General features: G+C 71.0%; 10 protein-coding genes. 2 read left to right on the top strand and 8 right to left on the bottom strand.

The window, feature by feature from the left end:
* Positions 1-32: 32 nt before the first annotated feature.
* The 4 genes from ACF1B9_RS11770 to hrcA all read right to left on the bottom strand — a co-directional run bounded on the left by ACF1B9_RS11770 (position 33) and on the right by hrcA (position 4,130).
* A complete protein-coding gene (locus ACF1B9_RS11770; RefSeq protein ID WP_391740803.1) occupies positions 33-779 on the bottom strand; it encodes a 16S rRNA (uracil(1498)-N(3))-methyltransferase in 747 nt (248 codons plus the stop codon).
* Positions 776-1,852, bottom strand: a complete 1,077-nt coding sequence (locus tag ACF1B9_RS11765; protein WP_391740804.1) for a nitronate monooxygenase — start codon at positions 1,850-1,852, stop codon at positions 776-778. The genes ACF1B9_RS11770 and ACF1B9_RS11765 overlap by 4 nt, the downstream gene beginning before the upstream one ends.
* 124 nt (positions 1,853-1,976) lie before the next feature.
* Positions 1,977-3,113: a molecular chaperone DnaJ gene (gene dnaJ / locus ACF1B9_RS11760; RefSeq protein WP_391740805.1), complete on the bottom strand. Its 1,137-nt coding sequence runs from the start codon at positions 3,111-3,113 to the stop codon at positions 1,977-1,979.
* Positions 3,114-4,130 (bottom strand): heat-inducible transcriptional repressor HrcA, encoded by a 1,017-nt coding sequence (gene hrcA, locus ACF1B9_RS11755; protein ID WP_376210749.1) that lies wholly within the window; start codon positions 4,128-4,130, stop codon positions 3,114-3,116.
* A 198-nt stretch (positions 4,131-4,328) separates the two neighbouring features.
* Here hrcA and ACF1B9_RS11750 point away from each other — a divergent pair, with 198 nt between their 5' ends.
* A complete protein-coding gene (locus ACF1B9_RS11750; RefSeq protein WP_391740806.1) occupies positions 4,329-5,051 on the top strand; it encodes an MBL fold metallo-hydrolase in 723 nt (240 codons plus the stop codon).
* Between the two features lie 25 nt (positions 5,052-5,076).
* Positions 5,077-5,898: a DUF3097 domain-containing protein gene (locus ACF1B9_RS11745; RefSeq protein ID WP_391740807.1), complete on the top strand. Its 822-nt coding sequence runs from the start codon at positions 5,077-5,079 to the stop codon at positions 5,896-5,898.
* A 66-nt stretch (positions 5,899-5,964) separates the two neighbouring features.
* Here ACF1B9_RS11745 and hemW read toward each other — a convergent pair whose 3' ends face one another.
* The 4 genes from hemW to lepA all read right to left on the bottom strand — a co-directional run bounded on the left by hemW (position 5,965) and on the right by lepA (position 13,645).
* On the bottom strand, positions 5,965-7,197 hold the full coding sequence (gene hemW, locus ACF1B9_RS11740) for a radical SAM family heme chaperone HemW (protein WP_391740808.1): 1,233 nt from the start codon (positions 7,195-7,197) through the stop codon (positions 5,965-5,967).
* A 170-nt stretch (positions 7,198-7,367) separates the two neighbouring features.
* Positions 7,368-9,299 (bottom strand): SpoIIE family protein phosphatase, encoded by a 1,932-nt coding sequence (locus ACF1B9_RS11735; RefSeq protein ID WP_391741090.1) that lies wholly within the window; start codon positions 9,297-9,299, stop codon positions 7,368-7,370.
* A 210-nt stretch (positions 9,300-9,509) separates the two neighbouring features.
* A complete protein-coding gene (locus ACF1B9_RS11730) occupies positions 9,510-11,399 on the bottom strand; it encodes an AMP-dependent synthetase/ligase (protein WP_391795903.1) in 1,890 nt (629 codons plus the stop codon).
* A 371-nt stretch (positions 11,400-11,770) separates the two neighbouring features.
* Entirely contained in the window at positions 11,771-13,645 is a 1,875-nt protein-coding gene (lepA, locus tag ACF1B9_RS11725) for a translation elongation factor 4 (RefSeq protein WP_391740810.1), read from the bottom strand.
* Positions 13,646-13,678: the final 33 nt, after the last annotated feature.

Below are 13,678 nucleotides of genomic sequence, written 5' to 3'. Positions count from 1 at the left end.
TCGGACGGGGCGGTCTCACGACCGGCGGCGTCTCACGACCAGCGGCCGGTGCGCCCCAGCAGCAGTGCCGTTGCCGCCGTGCCGGCCGTCGAGGTGCGCAGGACGCTCGTCCCGAGCCGGCAGATCCGGGCGCCCGCCGCGGCGAAGGCCTCCAGTTCATCCGGTGAGACCCCGCCCTCGGGGCCGACGACCAGCACGATCTCGCCCTGGGTGGGGAGTTGGGCGGTGGCCAGCGGCTCGCTGTCGTACCCCCGCTCCTCGTGCAGGACGGCGGCGAAGTCCGCCGTGGCCACGAGCGCGGCAGCCTGTCTGGTCGTCAGTGCGTCCGCGACCTCGGGAAAGCGGACCCGGCGCGACTGCTTGCCCGCCTCCCGGGCGGTGTTGCGCCATTTCGCCAGGGACTTGAGGCCGCGGTCGCCCTTCCACTGCGTGATGCAGCGCGATGCCTGCCAGGGCACGATCGCGTCGACGCCGGTCTCCGTCATCGTCTCGACGGCGACCTCGCCGCGGTCGCCCTTGGGCAGGGCCTGGACGACGGTGATACGGGGTGCGGGCCGGGGCTCCTCGTGGACGGCCACCAGGTCGGTGACCACGAGCCGGTCCTTTCCCTCGGCGGCCCTGACGACGCCCTCCGTCCAACGGCCGTGGCCGTCCGTCAGCACGATGTCCTCGCCCGCGCGCAGCCGCTTCACCGACACGGCGTGGCGGCCCTCGGCCCCTTCCAGGACGAACTCGGGCCCGTCGGGAACCTGTTCGACGACGAAGACCGGTGCGGTCACTGCGTACTCCCTGTGCTCACTGCCGTCCGTGCGGCGTCCAGTTCTTCGGCGAGCAGGCCGACCAGCCGGCCGGCGGGCAGCTCGCGTGCCATCCGATGCCCCTGCCCCGCCCACAGCGCCATGCCCTGGGCGTCCCCGGCCCTGGCCGCCGCCTTGCGCAGCCCGGCGGTCAGATAGTGGACCTGCGGGTAGGCGGCCGGGGCGTACGGACCGTGCTCACGCATGAAACGGTTGACCAGGCCCCGGGCCGGGCGGCCGGAGAAAGCCCGGGTCAGGGCGGTCCGTACGAACAGCGGGTTGGTCAGTGCCTGCTTGTGCAGCAGATGCGCCCCGGACTCGGGGCAGACGAGGAAGGCCGTGCCGAGCTGCGCCGCCTCCGCGCCCGCGGCGAGCACCGCGGCGATCTGGGATCCGCGCATCAGCCCGCCCGTGGCGATGATCGGCACCTGTACCGTCTCGCGGACCTGGGCCACCAGGGAGAGCAGTCCTGTCCCGGTGCCGTCGGTCTGCGGGTCGTCCCGGTGGGTGGACTGGTGGCCGCCCGCCTCTGTGCCCTGGACGCAGACCGCGTCGGCGCCCGCCCACTGGGCGGTCTGGGCCTCCTCGGGCGTGGTGACCGTCACCACCGTGTACGTGCCGGCTCCGGCGAACGCGTCGAGGGTGTCGCGGGTCGGGCAGCCGAAGGTGAAGGAGACGGCCGGGACCGGGTCCTCCAGAAGGATGGCGAGCTTGGCCTCGTAGCCGTCGTCGCCGCCGCTGGAGTCCGGGTCGCCGAGCGGGGTCTCGTACCAGGCGGCCTCACCGGCGAGCTGGTGCCGGTACACCTCGACGGCGCTCGGGTCGGCGAGCCCCGGCTGCGGCATGAAGAGATTGACGCCGAAGGGCTGACCGGTCAGCCCGCGCAGCTGTTTGATCTCGTTGTACATGCCGTCCGCGGTCTTGTACCCGGCGGCGAGGAAACCCAGCCCGCCCGCTTCGGCGACGGCGGCGACGAGCTGCGGACAGGACGCGCCACCCGCCATCGGGGCCTGCACGATCGGATACCGGCAGAGATCGGTCAACACGGATGACATGACCGCATCGTGTCACGTCCCGCACGCCTCGGCGTGCGCGGCCTGCGGTCCACTTTGCCCTTAAACGCCGGACGGGCTCGGCGAGCGAGCCCGTCCGGCGGTCAGGAACGGTGTGCGGGAACCGTCAGCGGCCGTTGAAGGCGTCCTTCAGCCGGGAGAAGAGCCCCTGCTGTCCGGGCTGGAACTGGCCGGTGGGCCGCTCCTCGCCACGCAGCTTCGCCAGGTCCCGCAGCAGTCGCTCCTGCTCCGGGTCCAGCTTCGTCGGGGTCATCACCTCGACGTGCACGATCAGATCGCCGCGCCCGCCGCCCCGCAGATGCGTGATGCCGCGCCCGTGCAACGGGACGGACTGTCCGGACTGGGTGCCGGGCCTGATGTCGACCTCCTCCAGTCCGTCGAGCGTCTCCAGCGGCACCTTGGTGCCGAGCGCGCCCGCCGTCATGGGGATGGTGACCGTGCAGTGCAGATCGTCGCCGCGGCGCTGGAACACCGGGTGCGGCAGCTCGTGGATCTCCACGTAGAGATCGCCGGCCGGACCGCCGCCGGGGCCGACCTCGCCCTCGCCCGCGAGCTGGATGCGCGTGCCGTTGTCGACACCGGCGGGGATCTTCACGGTGAGCGTGCGCCGCGAGCGGATGCGGCCGTCGCCGGCGCACTCCGGGCAGGGGGTCGGCACGACCGTGCCGAAGCCCTGGCACTGCGGGCAGGGCCGCGAGGTCATGACCTGGCCCAGGAAGGACCGGGTGACCTGGGAGACCTCACCGCGGCCTCGGCACATGTCACAGGTCTGGGCGGAGGTGCCGGGCGCGGCGCCCTCGCCGTTGCAGGTCGCGCAGACGACGGCCGTGTCGACCTGGATGTCCTTGGTGGTGCCGAACGCGGCCTCCGCCAGATCGATCTCCAGCCGGATCATCGCGTCCTGGCCGCGCCGGGTGCGCGAACGGGGCCCGCGCTGCGACGACGCACCGAAGAACGCGTCCATGATGTCGGAGAAGTTGCCGAAGCCGCCCTGCCCGAATCCGCCCGCGCCACCGCCGCCGGAGGCGGACAGCGGGTCGCCACCGAGGTCGTAGACCTGCTTCTTCTGCGGGTCCGACAGCACCTCGTAGGCGGCGTTGATCTCCTTGAACCGCTCCTGGGTCTTCGGATCGGGGTTCACATCCGGATGCAGCTCACGGGCGAGCCGCCGGAATGCCTTCTTGATCTCGTCCTGAGATGCGTCGCGGCGCACGCCGAGTACGGCGTAGTAGTCCGTGGCCACTTACGACTCCGCCAGGATCTGTCCGACGTAACGTGCCACTGCGCGTACCGCTCCCATCGTTCCGGGGTAGTCCATGCGGGTCGGTCCGACCACGCCGAGTTTGGCGACTGCCTCGTCGCCCGAACCGTAGCCGACCGCGACGACGGACGTGGAGTTGAGCCCCTCGTGGGCGTTCTCGTGCCCGATCCGTACGGTCATGCCCGAGTCCTTGGCCTCGCCGAGCAGCTTCAGCAGCACGACCTGCTCCTCCAATGCCTCCAGCACCGGCCGGATCATCACGGGGAAGTCGTGCCCGAACCGGGTGAGGTTGGAGGTGCCGCCGATCATCAGCCGCTCCTCCGTCTCCTCGACGAGGGTTTCGAGCAGGGTGGAGAGCACGGTGGACACGGTTCCCCGGTCCTCGCTCTCGAAGGATTCCGGCAGGTCCTGCACCAGCTGCGGGACGTCCGTGAAACGGCGCCCGACGACCCGGCTGTTGAGCCGGGCCCGCAGATCGGCGAGAGAGGTCTCACCGAACGGAGCGGGGCAGTCGATCATGCGCTGTTCGACCCGGCCGGTGTCCGTGATCAGCACGAGCATCAGCCGGGCGGACGCCAGCGAGAGCAGTTCCACATGCCGCACCGTGGACCGGGTCAGCGAGGGGTACTGCACGATGGCGACCTGCCGGGTCAGCTGCGCGAGCAGCCGAACGGTGCGGCCCACGACGTCGTCGAGGTCGACCGCGCCGTCGAGGAAGTTGTGAATGGCGCGACGTTCCGGCGACGAGAGGGGCTTGACGCCCGCGAGCTTGTCGACGAAGAGCCGGTAGCCCTTGTCCGTCGGGATGCGTCCCGCGCTGGTGTGGGGCTGGGCGATGAAGCCCTCGTCCTCCAGCACCGCCATGTCGTTGCGGACGGTGGCCGGGGAGACCCCCAGCTTGTGCCGTTCGGTGAGCGCCTTGGAGCCAACAGGCTCCTCGGTGCCGACATAGTCCTGGACGATGGCGCGCAGCACTTCGAGTCTGCGTTCGCTGAGCATCGCGCACACCTCCAGCTGTGTTTCCTCGGTGGTTCTCGGGCCGTTCCTGATACTTTCCCAGGAATCCTCCTGGCACTCTGTCGATGTGAGTGCCAGCAACCCCCCGGCCAGTGTACGGCGGACGAGTGGGGGCCTAGCAAGGGCGACCGGCCACCCTGCCGCGAGACCGTGCAGGTCTTTTGCGGATAGCGTCGCGGTATGAACGCCTCTTGGGAAGAGTTCGGCTGGGAGCGACTCGGTCACGGAGTGGGCCGGCGGCGGCTTCCCGGGTGGGATGCGACGGTCGCGCTGGTGGCCGGAACGGACGGCGCGCTGCTCTACGACACCGGATCGACGCTCCGCGAGGGGGCGCAGGTGCGGGCCCAGGCACAGGCCCTGCTCGGCCGGAGGGTGACGCATATCGCACTCAGCCACCCTCATTTCGACCATGTGCTGGGTACCGCGGCCTTCTCCGGCGCCCAGGTGTACGGAGCGGTCGGCATGGCCGGGCTCCTGAAGCGCGGGGCGGACGAGCTGTGCGCCGACGCGGTGCGCCACGGGGTGCCCGAGCACGACGCGGTGGAGGCCGCCGGTGTGCTGATGGCGCCGCACCACGAGGTGTGCGACGAATGGACCCTCGATCTGGGCGGCGGCCGTCAGGTGCTGCTGGCGAACGTGGGCCCCGCCCACAGCGGTCACGATCTGGTGGCGCTCGTCCCCGGCTCCCCGACGGTGGTGCTCTGCGGCGACCTGGTCGAGGAGTCCGGCGAACCGCAGGCGGGCCGGGACGCGGTGCCGTCCCGCTGGCCGGCCGCGCTGGACCGGCTGCTGGCGCTCGGCGGCGAGGACGCGGTGTACGTCCCGGGGCACGGGGCGGTGGTGGACGCGGCGTTCGTCAGGGCCCAGCGCGACCGGCTGGCCGCGCTCTTCGGCGTGTCGTGAGATGTTGTCGTCCTATCGTCATCCGATGCGCAGCTATCAGCCGGACCTGACCCCGCCGTGGAAGAGGTCCGCCCCCGTTCCCGAGGTCCCCGCCGAGCCCGATCTGGTCGTGGAGGAGGTCTCCACCGGATTCTGCGGTGCGGTGATCCGCTGTGAGAAGACGGCCCAGGGTCCGACCGTGACCCTGGAGGACCGTTTCGGCAAGCACCGGGTGTTCCCGATGGAGCCGCGCGGCTTCCTGCTGGAGGGCCGGGTGGTCACGCTGGTGCGCCCGTCGGCCGCCGGTCCCGGGCGCCCCACACGTACGGCCTCGGGGTCGGTCGCGGTCCCCGGCGCGCGCGCCCGGGTGGCGCGGGCGGGCCGGATCTATGTGGAGGGCCGCCACGACGCGGAGCTGGTCGAGCGGGTCTGGGGCGACGACCTGCGGATCGAGGGCGTGGTCGTCGAGTACCTGGAGGGCATCGACGACCTCCCCGCCCTCGTGCGCGAGTTCTCCCCCGGCCCGGACGCCAGGCTCGGCGTCCTGGTCGACCACCTGGTCCCCGGCTCCAAGGAGTCCCGGATCGCGGACCGGGTCTCGGACGCGGACGTACTGGTGGTCGGCCACCCCTACATCGACGTGTGGGAGGCGGTGAAGCCGTCGTCCGTGGGCATTCCGGCATGGCCGGTGGTGCCGCGCGGCCAGGACTGGAAGACGGGCGTGTGCCGCTCGCTGGGCTGGCCGGAGAACACGGGGGCGGCCTGGCAGCGGATCCTTTCCACGGTGCGCTCGTACCGGGACCTGGAGCCGGCGCTGCTGGGCTCGGTGGAGCATCTGATCGACTTCGTGACGGCGCCGCCCGAGTAGCTTCTCCGGGGGCCGGGGGCCGGGGGCCGGGGGCCGGGGGGCGGAGCCCGGCCCCGTTCCCGCCCCTCAGTCCACCAGGTCCCGCACCACCGCGTCCGCCAGCAACCGCCCGCGCAGGGTGAGCACCGCCCGCCCCGCCCCGTACGGCCCGCGTTCCAGCAGCCCGTCGTCCACCGCCCGCCTCGCCGCGGCCAGCCCCGCCGGTGCCAGCAGCGACAGCGGGCAGCCGTCCACGAGCCGCAGCTCCAACAGGATGCGCTCGACCCGGCGGTCCTCCGCGGAGAGGATCTCGCGCCCGGCGCCGGGCGACCGCCCCTCGGCCAGGGCCTGCGCGTACGCCCCCGGATGCTTGACGTTCCACCAGCGCACCCCGCCGACATGGCTGTGCGCCCCGGGACCGGCGCCCCACCAGTCGGCGCCGCGCCAGTACAGCTCGTTGTGCAGGCAGCGGCCCTCGGGCGTACGGGCCCAGTTCGACACCTCGTACCAGGAGAAGCCCGCCGCGGCCATGGCCTCGTCCGCGATCAGGTACCGGTCCGCGTGGGCGTCGTCATCGGTCATCGGGATCTCGCCGCGCCGGATCCGGCGGGCCAGCTGCGTACCCTCCTCGACGATCAGCGCGTACGCCGACACATGGTCCGGCCCCGCTCCGATCGCCGCGTCCAGCGAGGCCCGCCAGTCGTCGTCGGACTCCCCGGGCGTGCCGTAGATCAGGTCGAGGTTGATGTGCTCGAAGCCCGCCTCCCGCGCCTCGGCGACACACGCCTCGGGCCGTCCCGGCGTGTGCGTACGGTCCAGGATCTTCAGCACATGCTGCCGCGCGCTCTGCATCCCGAACGAGATCCGGTTGAAGCCGCCCTCCCGCAGCTCGGACAGATACGCCGGACCGACGGACTCCGGATTGGCCTCGGTGGTGATCTCGGCATCGTCCGCCAGCCCGAACTCCTCGCGGATCGCTCCCAGCATCCGCACCAGGTCCGCGGCGGCCAGCAGGGTCGGCGTACCGCCGCCGACGAAGACCGTACGGACGGGACGCGGATCGTCGCCCAGGACCTTGCGGGCCTGGCGGACCTCGCCGATCAGATGGGCCGCGTAATTGTCGCGCGAAGCCAGGGCGCCGCCGGAGCCGCGCAGCTCGGTGGCGGTGTAGGTGTTGAAGTCGCAGTAGCCGCAGCGGGTCGCGCAGTAGGGCACATGCAGGTAGAAGCCGAGCGGCCGGTCTGCGGCGCCTTCCAGGGCATGGCGGGGCAGCGCCCCGTCGTCGGGTACGGGTTCACCATCGGGCAGTACGGAAGGCATACCGCCCATTGTCGCTCGCCGCCCGGGAACCTCCGAGCCACGCCCGTGATCACGGAACGACGGCGCCCACGGACCGCACGGCTCTCTCGGCGACCGCACTGTCCCGTCCCGCCCGTCCTTTCGTCCTTCCCCTGCTCTCCCCTCGTTCCCTCGTCCCCTCGTTCTCGTCCTCACCCCGCCTGGAGCACCAGCAGGGCCAGATCGTCATCGGGCGGCCGCTCGGCGAATTCGTGCACGGCCCGCTTGATCCGGTCCGCGATCCCGTCCGCCGACAGCCCGGCACAGTCGGCGAGTGCGAGGGCCAGGCCGTCCCCGTCGTCGAACATGAGCGGCCCGCAGCGCCGTTCCGTCACGCCGTCCGTGACGCACAGCAGGCTGTCGCCGGGTGCCAGGTCGAAGCTCTGGCTCTCGTACGCGACATCGTCGAAGATCCCGAGCAGCATCTGCGGCTCGGCGGCCGGGCGTACCTCGCCGTCGGGCCGCAGCAGCAGCGGCAGCGGGTGGCCCGCGCTGGCGAGGGTGCAATGCACGCCGCCGTCGGGCAGCGGCACGAGTTCCCCGTACAGCAGGGAGAGGAAGCGGGACTGTCCGGTGTCCGCCGTCTGCTGGCCGCCCGCCGCGGCCACCATGAGCGCGGCCGCCTCGGCGGCCTCCATCGCATCGTCGAGGAGCAGCCGGTTGAGCCGGTCGAGCACCTCGCCGACGCCGAACCCCTCGCGGGCCAGCAGCCGGAGCCAGGGCCGGGCGAGGCCGGTGACGACGGCGGCTTCCGGGCCGCTGCCCTGGACGTCGCCGAGGACGAAGCACCAGCGGTCGCCGGGGCACGGGAAGATGTCGTAGAAGTCGCCGCCGACGACCCCGTCGTCGCTGGGTTCGTAGACCAGGGAGCTGGTGACGCCCGGTATGTCGGCGACCTTGCCGGGCAGCAGCGCCCGTTGCAGGATGCGGCTGATGGTGGCCTGCCGGGTGTAGGCGCGGGCGGCGCCCACGGCGAGGCCGACGCGGCGTACGAAGTCCTCGATCAGGGCGGTCACTTCGTCGGGGACACGTGCCAGCCCCTCCCGGCCCAGGAGCACGGCGCCGAGTGTCCGGCCGCCCGAGGTGATCCGGTAGGCGAGGGCGGACCCGGCGGCATGTCCGTCGGATTGACCGCCGTCCTCCTCGCCACCCGGCCAGGGCATGGAGACGGGTCCGGTGCCCACCCGTTCGGGCAGCCGGATCGGGTCCTGTTCCAGCGCCGTGCGCAGCGGCCCGGTCTCGGCCTCGTCCCGGTGCCAGACACTGGCGAGCCGGGGGACGGCCGAGGGACCGCCGTTCTCGGGCTCCAGCCAGACCGCGCACCAGTCGGCGAGTCTGGGCACGAGTAACTGTCCGGCCAGCGCCGCCACGATGTCCTCGTCGAGCTGGCCGGCGAGCAGGTCCGAGGCCTCGGCCAGGAACGACAGCGCGCCGCGGCCGGCCCAGTCCGCGTCGTCGCGCAGCGCCCGCCGGGCGGTGGGGGCGAGCAGCTCGGCGGCGCGCAGCCCCTGCTGGAAGCCCGGGTCGGTGGACGATCCGGGGAACGGGTTCCAGTCGTCGACGGGGAGGCGCGCCCAGACGGTCTTGAGGCCGGTGCGGTAGGTGATGCCCCAGCGCTCGGCGAGGGTGCCGACGAGCTGGAGCCCGCGACCGTATTCGGCGGGCCCGTCAACGACGGTGAGGACCCCGTCCTGCGTCACGCCCGTCGTGCCGCCGTCGTCCTCCTTGCGTTCGCTGCGCACGGCACGGGCCGGGTGGTGGTCGGAGACCTCCAGTACCAGGGCCGCCGCCTCGTCCTCGGTGGTCTCCTCCAGCCGGCAGAGCAGCTCGACGTTGGTCCCGGCGTGCACGACCGCATTGGTGACGAGTTCGCTGACGACGACCTCCGCGTCATCGGCCAGGCGCTCGCTGAAACCCACGGCCGCCGGCAGTCCGAGTCCGGTCCACTCGGTGAGAGCGGCCCGCACGAAGCGGCGGCCGGCGGAGGGTGCGAGGAGGTTTCCGGGCAGGGACGTGCGGGCGACCGGTCGTGCGTCCGCATGGTCGGCGGTGGTACCGGGACGCTGAACTATGTCCCGCTGCAAGGGAATGGGCCCCACGGTGCGGCTCCTGACCTGTTCTCGCTCTGTCTGTTCTCGTTCTGTCTGTTTCTCGCTGGGCGCCGCTGACGACACCGACAGAGTGACAGATGGACCATGCCCACAAGCGACGAGTTGCCGAAGTGAGCAGAGAAAGTGAGCGAGGAGGAACCGAGGCAGCCGCACCGTGCGACCGGTCCGCGAGGACCCGTGCACCTAGGCCTCGCGGGACCCCACGTACATGTCGTCGATGAGGTCCTTGTACTCACGCTCCACGACCGGCCGCTTCAGCTTCAGACTGGGCGTCAGTTCGCCGTGCTCGATGTCGAGATCGCGGGGCAGCAGCCGGAACTTCTTGATGGTCTGCCAGCGCTGCAGCCCCTCGTTGAGCCGCCTCACGTAGCCCCCGATCAGCTCGACGACCTGTGCGGAGGCCACCACTTCGGCGTACGGTTTCCCGCCCAGGCCGTTCTCGGCGGCCCAGCCGAGGATGGTCGGCTCGTCGAGCGCGATCAGGGCGGTGCAGAAGTTGCGGTCCGCGCCGTGCACCAGGATGTTGGAGACGAACGGGCAGACCGCCTTGAACTGCCCCTCGACCTCCGCCGGGGCGATGTACTTGCCGCCGGACGTCTTGATCAGGTCCTTCTTGCGGTCGGTGATCCGGAGATAGCCGTCCACGGACAGCTCTCCGATGTCGCCGGTGTGGAACCAGCCGTCCGCCTCCAGCACCTCGGCGGTCTTCTCCGGCAGCCCCTGGTAGCCCTCCATCAGGCCGGGGCCGCGCAGCAGGATCTCGCCGTCGTCGGCGATCCGTACCTCGGTGCCGGGGAGGGGCTTGCCGACGGTGCCGGTGCGGTAGGCCTCGCCCGGGTTGACGAAGGAGGCGGCGCTGGTCTCGGTGAGGCCGTAGCCCTCCAGGATGTGGATGCCGGCGCCCGAGAAGAAGTGGCCGATGTCGGGGGCGAGGGCCGCGGAACCGGAGATGCAGGCGCGCAGCCGCCCGCCGAAGGCCTCGCGGATCTTGGCGAAGACGAGGGTGTCGGCGACCTTGTGCTTGGCACCGAGTGCGAACGGGACGGAGGCCGTGCCGGTGCGCCGGAAGTTGTCCTGCGAGACCACCGCGTACTCGCGGGCGACCTCGGCCGCCCACTGGAAGATCTTGTACTTGGCCCCACCACCGGCCCGCGCCTTGGCGGCGACACCGTTGTAGACCTTCTCGAAGATGCGGGGGACGGCGGCCATGTACGTCGGCTGGACCACCGGAAGATTCTCGATGATCTTGTCGACCCGGCCGTCGACGGCGGTGACGTGGCCGACCTCGATCTGGCCCGAGGTGAGGACCTTGCCGAAGACGTGCGCGAGCGGCAGCCAGAGGTACTGGACGTCGTCCTTGTTGATCATGCCGGTCGCCACGGTGGCCTTGGCCATGTACGACCAGTTGTCGTGCGGCAGGCGCACGCCCTTGGGGCGGCCGGTGGTGCCCGAGGTGTAGATCAGCGTGGCGAGCTGGCCGGCCGTGATCGCGGCGACCCGCTCCTCGACCGCGTCGGGGTGCTTCGCCAGATGCTCGGCGCCGCGGGCCTCCAGATCGGCGAGGGTCAGGATCCAGCCCTCCGGGTCGCCCTCGGCGGGTCCGGCGCCCTCGGGGTCGATGACGACGACGTGGGCGAGGTTCGGCAGCTCCGTGCGCCGCTCACGGGCCTTGGCCAGCTGGCCGGCGTTCTCGGCGATCAGCACCCGGCTCTCGGAGTCGGAGAGGATGAACGCCGACTCCTCGGCGTTGGTCGACGGGTAGATCGTGGTGGTGGCGGCGCCCGCGCACATCACACCGAGGTCGACGAGGATCCATTCCACCCGGGTTCCGGCCGCGAGCGCGATGCGCTCCTCCGGTCGCACGCCCAGATCGATCAGCCCGGCCGCGACGGCGTAGACCCGCTCGGCGGCCTGCGCCCAGCTCAGCGACTTCCACTCGTCGGGCCCCTCGCCGGTGGCCGCGGGGACGGGGTAGCGGTAGGCCTCCTCGTCCGGAGTGGCCGCCACGCGGTCGACGAAGAGGTTCGCCACGGAGGGCGGTCGGTTCTCGATCAAGGTCTGTGTGTCGCTCACGACATCCTCCGGGCCTGCGGCAGTGCTTCACGACCGGCTGCTGGTTGCTGCTTGTTCCTACGAGCGTTCCTGCGCGTGTTCCTACGAGTGTTCCTGTGCGTGTTCCTGTGTACGTCCGTGTATTCGGCGGGAGGCCTGTGTTCGGTCCTGCGGTGCTCGGTCCCGCTTGTTTAACTGGCGAGTAACTACGAGGCCGTGATCAGGGTAGAGCGCCCACGTCCGCGGCGTAAGGGGCAATGGGCCGCCGCTTCATAACGAACGGGCCCCCGTGTCGCGGCGCGGTGCGACACAGGGGCCCGTCGGGCCACCACCGGGTAGGGGCCGGGGTCGGAGCCGGGGCTCCGAGGAACTCCTCGGCCCCGCGAGGGACGCTACTTCTTGGCCTTGCCGTCCCCGCCCGACTCGTCCGTCGACAGCACGGCGATGAAGGCCTCCTGCGGTACCTCCACATTGCCGACCATCTTCATCCGCTTCTTGCCTTCCTTCTGCTTCTCCAGCAGCTTCCGCTTACGGGAGATGTCACCGCCGTAGCACTTGGCGAGGACGTCCTTGCGGATGGCGCGGACCGTCTCACGGGCGATGACGCGGGAGCCGATGGCCGCCTGGATCGGCACCTCGAAGTTCTGCCGCGGGATCAGCTCGCGCAGCTTGGCGACGAGCCGCACACCGTACGCGTACGCCTTGTCCTTGTGCGTGACCGCGGAGAACGCGTCGACCTTGTCGCCGTGCAGCAGGATGTCGACCTTGACGAGCTGGGCGGACTGCTCGCCGGTGGGCTCGTAGTCGAGAGAGGCGTAACCCCGCGTCTTGGACTTCAGCTGGTCGAAGAAGTCGAAGACGATCTCGGCGAGCGGCAGGGTGTAGCGGATCTCGACCCGGTCCTCGGACAGGTAGTCCATGCCGAGCAGGGTGCCGCGCCGGTTCTGGCAGAGCTCCATGATCGCGCCGATGAACTCACTGGGGGCCAGGACCGTGGCGCGCACGACGGGCTCGTGCACCTTGTCGATCTTGCCTTCGGGGAATTCGCTCGGGTTGGTGACGGTGTGCTCGGTGCCGTCCTCCATCTCGACGCGGTAGACCACGTTGGGGGCGGTGGCGATGAGTTCGAGGCCGAACTCGCGCTCCAGCCGCTCGCGGATCACGTCGAGGTGGAGCAGACCGAGGAAGCCGACGCGGAAGCCGAAGCCGAGCGCGGCGGAGGTCTCCGGCTCGTACACCAGGGCGGCGTCGTTGAGCTGGAGCTTGTCGAGCGCCTCGCGCAGGTCCGGGTAGTCCGAGCCGTCCAGCGGGTACAGGCCCGAGAACACCATCGGCTTGGGGTCCTTGTAGCCGCCCAGCGCCTCGGTCGCGCCCTTGCTCAGCGAGGTGATGGTGTCACCAACCTTGGACTGCCGGACGTCCTTCACCCCGGTGATGATGTAGCCCACCTCGCCCACACCGAGGCCGTCGGCCGGGGTCATCTCCGGCGAGGAGACACCGATCTCCAGCAGCTCGTGGGTGGCGCCGGTCGACATCATCCTGATGCGCTCGCGCTTGTTGAGCTGGCCGTCGACGACACGGACGTACGTGACGACGCCGCGGTACGAGTCGTAGACCGAGTCGAAGATCATCGCGCGGGCGGGGGCGTCGGCCTTGCCGACCGGGGCCGGGACGTCCTTGACCACGCGGTCGAGCAGCGCTTCCACACCGAGGCCGGTCTTCGCCGAGACCTTGAGCACGTCCTCCGGCCGGCAGCCGATGAGGTTCGCCAGTTCCTCGGAGAACTTCTCCGGCTGCGCGGCAGGCAGGTCGATCTTGTTGAGCACCGGGACGATGGTGAGGTCGTTCTCCATCGCCAGGTAGAGGTTGGCCAGCGTCTGGGCCTCGATGCCCTGCGCGGCGTCGACCAGCAGGATCGTGCCCTCGCAGGCGGCGAGCGAACGGGAGACCTCGTAGGTGAAGTCCACGTGGCCCGGGGTGTCGATCATGTTGAGGACATGGGTGCGCCCCTGGTCCTCACCCGTTTCGGGCGCCCAGGGCAGTCGAACCGCCTGGGACTTGATGGTGATGCCGCGCTCGCGCTCGATGTCCATCCGGTCGAGGTACTGGGCGCGCATCTGCCGCTGGTCGACCACGCCCGTCAGCTGAAGCATCCGGTCGGCAAGGGTCGACTTGCCGTGGTCGATGTGCGCGATGATGCAGAAGTTGCGGATCAGCGCCGGGTCGGTACGGCTCGGCTCGGGCACGTTGGTAGGAGTCGCGGGCACGCAGGGTCCTGATTCTTGAGACGCCGAACGCCG

Origin of the sequence: Streptomyces sp. NPDC014727, from assembly GCF_043083485.1 — a bacterium.
Classification (GTDB): Bacteria; Actinomycetota; Actinomycetes; order Streptomycetales; family Streptomycetaceae; genus Streptomyces.
This window is presented reverse-complemented; position numbering and strand designations above follow the sequence as displayed.

Bases quoted from the DNA above. Each gene is read 5' to 3' on its own strand.
- ACF1B9_RS11745 (WP_391740807.1), top strand. From the start codon at position 5,077: ATGCGCAGCTATCAGCCGGACCTGACCCCGCCGTGGAAGAGGTCCGCC.
- hrcA (WP_376210749.1), bottom strand. From the start codon at position 4,130: ATGCTCAGCGAACGCAGACTCGAAGTGCTGCGCGCCATCGTCCAGGAC.
- ACF1B9_RS11750 (WP_391740806.1), top strand. From the start codon at position 4,329: ATGAACGCCTCTTGGGAAGAGTTCGGCTGGGAGCGACTCGGTCACGGA.
- ACF1B9_RS11765 (WP_391740804.1), bottom strand. From the start codon at position 1,852: ATGTCATCCGTGTTGACCGATCTCTGCCGGTATCCGATCGTGCAGGCC.
- hemW (WP_391740808.1), bottom strand. From the start codon at position 7,197: ATGCCTTCCGTACTGCCCGATGGTGAACCCGTACCCGACGACGGGGCG.